Genomic DNA, 3,452 nt, shown 5'->3' with positions numbered 1-3,452 from the left:
GGGGAGGGGGGTGTGGGCGAGCTCGAGGGCTTCGGCCTCGGAGGAGGCCACCAGCAGGTGGCCGCCCTTGGTGCGCAGGGCCTGCAGCAGCTCGAGCATGCCCGGCAGGGGCCGGTCGCGGGGGACGAGCACCAGCAGCGGGAAGCCGGGCTCCACCAGGGCCACCGGGCCGTGCAGCAGCTCGGCGCCGGACATGGCCTCGGCGTGCAGGGCGCTGGTCTCCTTGAGCTTGAGCGCGAGCTCGTTGGCGACGGCGAAGGCGTAGCCGCGCCCCACCACCAGGGTGTTGTCGCACTCGGCCAGGGGCTCGAGCCCGGCGCTCCAGTCGGCCTCGGCGGCTCGGTGCATGGCCTCGGGGAGCAGGGCGAGGGCGTCCTTGAGGCCCTTGTCGTCGGCCCAGTAGGCCACGAGCTGGGCCAGGGCGGCCAGGGTCGCCAGGTAGCTCTTGGTCGCGGCCACCGCCTCCTCGGTCTCGGCCCACAGCGGCAGCACCACCTCGCAGGCCCTGGCGAGCGGCGAGGCCTCCTTGTTGACGAAGGCCACCGTGAGCGCCCCGCCGCGGCGGGCCTGGCGGGCGACCTCGAGCAGGTCCGGGCTCTCCCCCGACTGCGAGACGGCGACGACGAGGGCCTTGTTGAGCGCGAGGCTGGCCCCGTAGACCGTGGTGACCGAGGGGGTGGCGCTGGAGACCACCACGCCCAGCAGGCTCTCGAGCAGGTACTTGCCGTAGAGCGCGGCGTGGTCGGAGCTGCCGCGGGCGACGGTGAGGGCGAAGGGCGGGGGGTTGCGGCGCAGGTAGCCCGCCAGCGACTCGACCTCGCCGCGGTTCTCGCGCAGCAGGCGTTCAACTACGGTGGGCGCTTGGAGCGCCTCGCGGTACATCTTGGATTCGTTGGCCCTGGACATAGACTTCTTCGACCTCCAGATCGGCGTTGAGCACGAGGATGTCGGCGCAGGCTCCCGGCTGCAGGTGGCCGCGCTCGCCCAGGCCCAGGTAGCGGGCCGGGGTGGCGGAGGTGGCCCGCACCGCCTCGGGGAGGCTGTAGCCCCAGTCCACCAGATTACGGATGGCCTGCCCGGTGGTGAGCGCGCTGCCGGCCAGGGTGACGCCGTCGTCGAGGTAGACCCCGTCGCCGCGCTTGATCACCCGGTGCCGCCCCATGTGGTAGGGGCCCTCGGGCATCCCGGCCGCCGCCACCGCGTCGGTGACGACGTAGGGCTCGGGGATGGCCTTCCAGGAGGCCCGCACCACCGCGGGGTGGACGTGCAGCCCGTCGGTGATGAACTCGGCCCGCCGCGCGCGCTCCAGCGCCAGACCCGCCACGCCGGGCTCGCGGTGGCGCAGGGGGGTCATGGCGTTGAAGCAGTGGGTGAAGGAGGCGACGCCCGCCTCGAGCGCTTCGCGGGCCTGGGCGTAGGTGGCGAGGGTGTGCCCGATCTGCACCCGCACGCCCTGCTCGGCCAGGAAGCGGATGAGCTCGAGGGCGCCCGGCAGCTCGGGGGCCAGCGTGACCACCTTGATGGGGGCCAGGCCCAGCCAGCGGCGCATCAGCTCCAGGTCGGGGGGAAGAGCGTAGGGCGGCTGGGCGCCGAGCTTGTCGGGGTTGATGAAGGGGCCCTCGAGGTGCACCCCCAGCACCCGCGCCTCGCCGGGGCCGGGCCGCTCGACCACCGCGTTGATGCCCGCCAGCGCCGCCTCGATGTCGGGAACGGGGCCGGTGACGGTGGTAGCCAGCAGCGCGGTGGTGCCGTTGCGGGCGTGGAAGCGGGCCAGTTGCCGCACCGCGGCCTCCCCGTCCATCGAGTCGGCGCCGTCGCCGCCGTGCACGTGCAGGTCGAGGCAGCCGGGCAGCAGGTAGCGCTGGGGCGCTTCCGGCAGGGCCTCGACGGCCTCGACGCGCTCCCCGAAGCGCAGCAGGCCGGGCCGCTCACCCTCGGGGGTGACCAGAATTCCTCGCAACTCGTTCATGGTCGTAACCTCAGGCTGATCACCTCATAGGGCCGGTAGCTCAGCCGCAGCACGCCGCCCTCCAGGCTCAGGGCTTCCTGGCCTTCTTCCAGCAGGTTCACCCGGCTCACCCGCCCCGCCTTCAGCGGCGAGAGGTCGAGCCGGGCCTCGCCCCGCGCCCCGTGGGCCTCGTACAGCCGCAGCACGTAGCCGTCGCCGTCCTCGGCCCGCTTGAGCGCCGACAGGCGCAGGTGGGGGGTCTCCAGGCGCAGGAAGCGGCCCCGGGCCGGGCCTTCACCCCCTCCCGAGCCCTGCACCGCGACCAGCGGCGCGTTGAGCGCCTCGGCCTCGGCCACGGTGCCCGCCCGCCAGTCGCCGGCGTGGGGGTAGAGCGCGTAGCTGAAGCGGTGTTCGCCCACGTCGGCGTAGGGGTCGGGCCAGATGCTCCCGCGCAGCAGCGACAGGCCCAGCACGTTGCCCCGCGCGCTGTGGCCGTACTTGGCGTCGTTGAGCAGGCTCACCCCGTAGCCCGCCTCGCTGAGGTCGGCCCAGCGCAGGGCCGGGACCTCGAAGCGGGCCGCGTCCCAGGAGGTGTTGGCGTGGGTGGGGCGGGCCACCGCGCCGAAGGCGGTCTCGTAGTGGGCCTCGTGCGAGCGCACCGCCAGCGGGAACAGCGCCCGCAGCAGGGTGCGCCGCTCCTGCCAGTGGGCGACGGTCTCGACCTCGAGCCGCCTCGAGCCCGCCCACAGCCAGTAGGTCTGCTCCAGGCGCGACGCGCCCAGCCGGTACTCGGCGCGGATGCCCGCCCGCACCGGGCCGGACTCGAGCACCCGCACCTGGGCGGCCTCCAGTTCCTGCCCCTCGGCCTCGTAGCTCGCGTCCACGTCCCAGGCCTCCCAGAAGCGCGGCACGTCGGTGTAGGCCCACAGCTGGTTGCCCCGCCCCGCCAGCACCCTGCGCTGGTGGTCCTTGTCGAAAAAGGCCGCGAGGCTGCCGTCCTGCGCGACCTTGACCCGCAGGTGGGCGTTCTCCAGCACCGTGCCCAGCACCGAGACGGCCTGCTCGCCGCCCTGCGGCGCCGGCTCGCCCTCCAGCACCCCCAGGGCCACGTAGCCCAAGGGGGGCACCTCGAGGCCGCCGGCGGCCAGGATGCGCTCGCCGGCGGCCTGGTAAGGGATCTCCTCCCCTTCCGGCCCCAGCAGGCGGAAGGGGCCCTCCAGCGGGCGGGCCATCTCCAGCCGCAGCAGCCTGGGCGAGGAGCCCAGGTTCCACACCACCACCTTGGCCGCGGCTTCGGGGTGCGGCGCGGCGACGCCGGCGCTGAGGCGCTCGAGCGCCCGCCGCCGCAGCCCCTCGGCCACCGCCAGCGCCTGCGACAGGCTCTCCCGGGCGTCCTCGGGGACGCTGTGCACCCCGGAGCCCGGCAGGACGTCGTGGAACTGGCCCAGCAGCAGCGCCTTCCAGGCCCCCTCCAGCGCCAGCTCGGGCCCATCCTCTCCCTGCC

General features: G+C 74.5%; 3 protein-coding genes. All 3 read right to left on the bottom strand.

Features of this window, described 5'->3' with window-relative positions; translation table 11 throughout:
- On the bottom strand, positions 1-906 hold a 906-nt coding region (locus Mterra_RS19865; RefSeq protein WP_245971707.1), incomplete at its 3' end, for an SIS domain-containing protein.
- On the bottom strand, positions 845-1,969 hold the full coding sequence (nagA, locus tag Mterra_RS19860; RefSeq protein WP_119316690.1) for an N-acetylglucosamine-6-phosphate deacetylase: 1,125 nt from the start codon (positions 1,967-1,969) through the stop codon (positions 845-847). The genes nagA and Mterra_RS19865, both read right to left, overlap by 62 nt.
- A partial coding sequence (locus Mterra_RS19855; RefSeq protein ID WP_170159759.1) for an alpha-mannosidase occupies positions 1,966-3,452 on the bottom strand: 1,487 nt, incomplete at its 5' end. The genes nagA and Mterra_RS19855, both read right to left, overlap by 4 nt.

Source organism: Calidithermus terrae, assembly GCF_003574345.1.
Classification (GTDB): Bacteria; Deinococcota; Deinococci; order Deinococcales; family Thermaceae; genus Calidithermus; species Calidithermus chliarophilus.
The sequence above is the reverse complement of the archived record's forward strand: the minus strand, read 5'-3'. Positions and strand labels throughout refer to the sequence as shown.

Excerpts from the sequence above, each read along its gene's own strand:
- nagA (WP_119316690.1), bottom strand. The coding sequence starts at position 1,969 with ATGAACGAGTTGCGAGGAATTCTGGTCACCCCCGAGGGTGAGCGGCCC.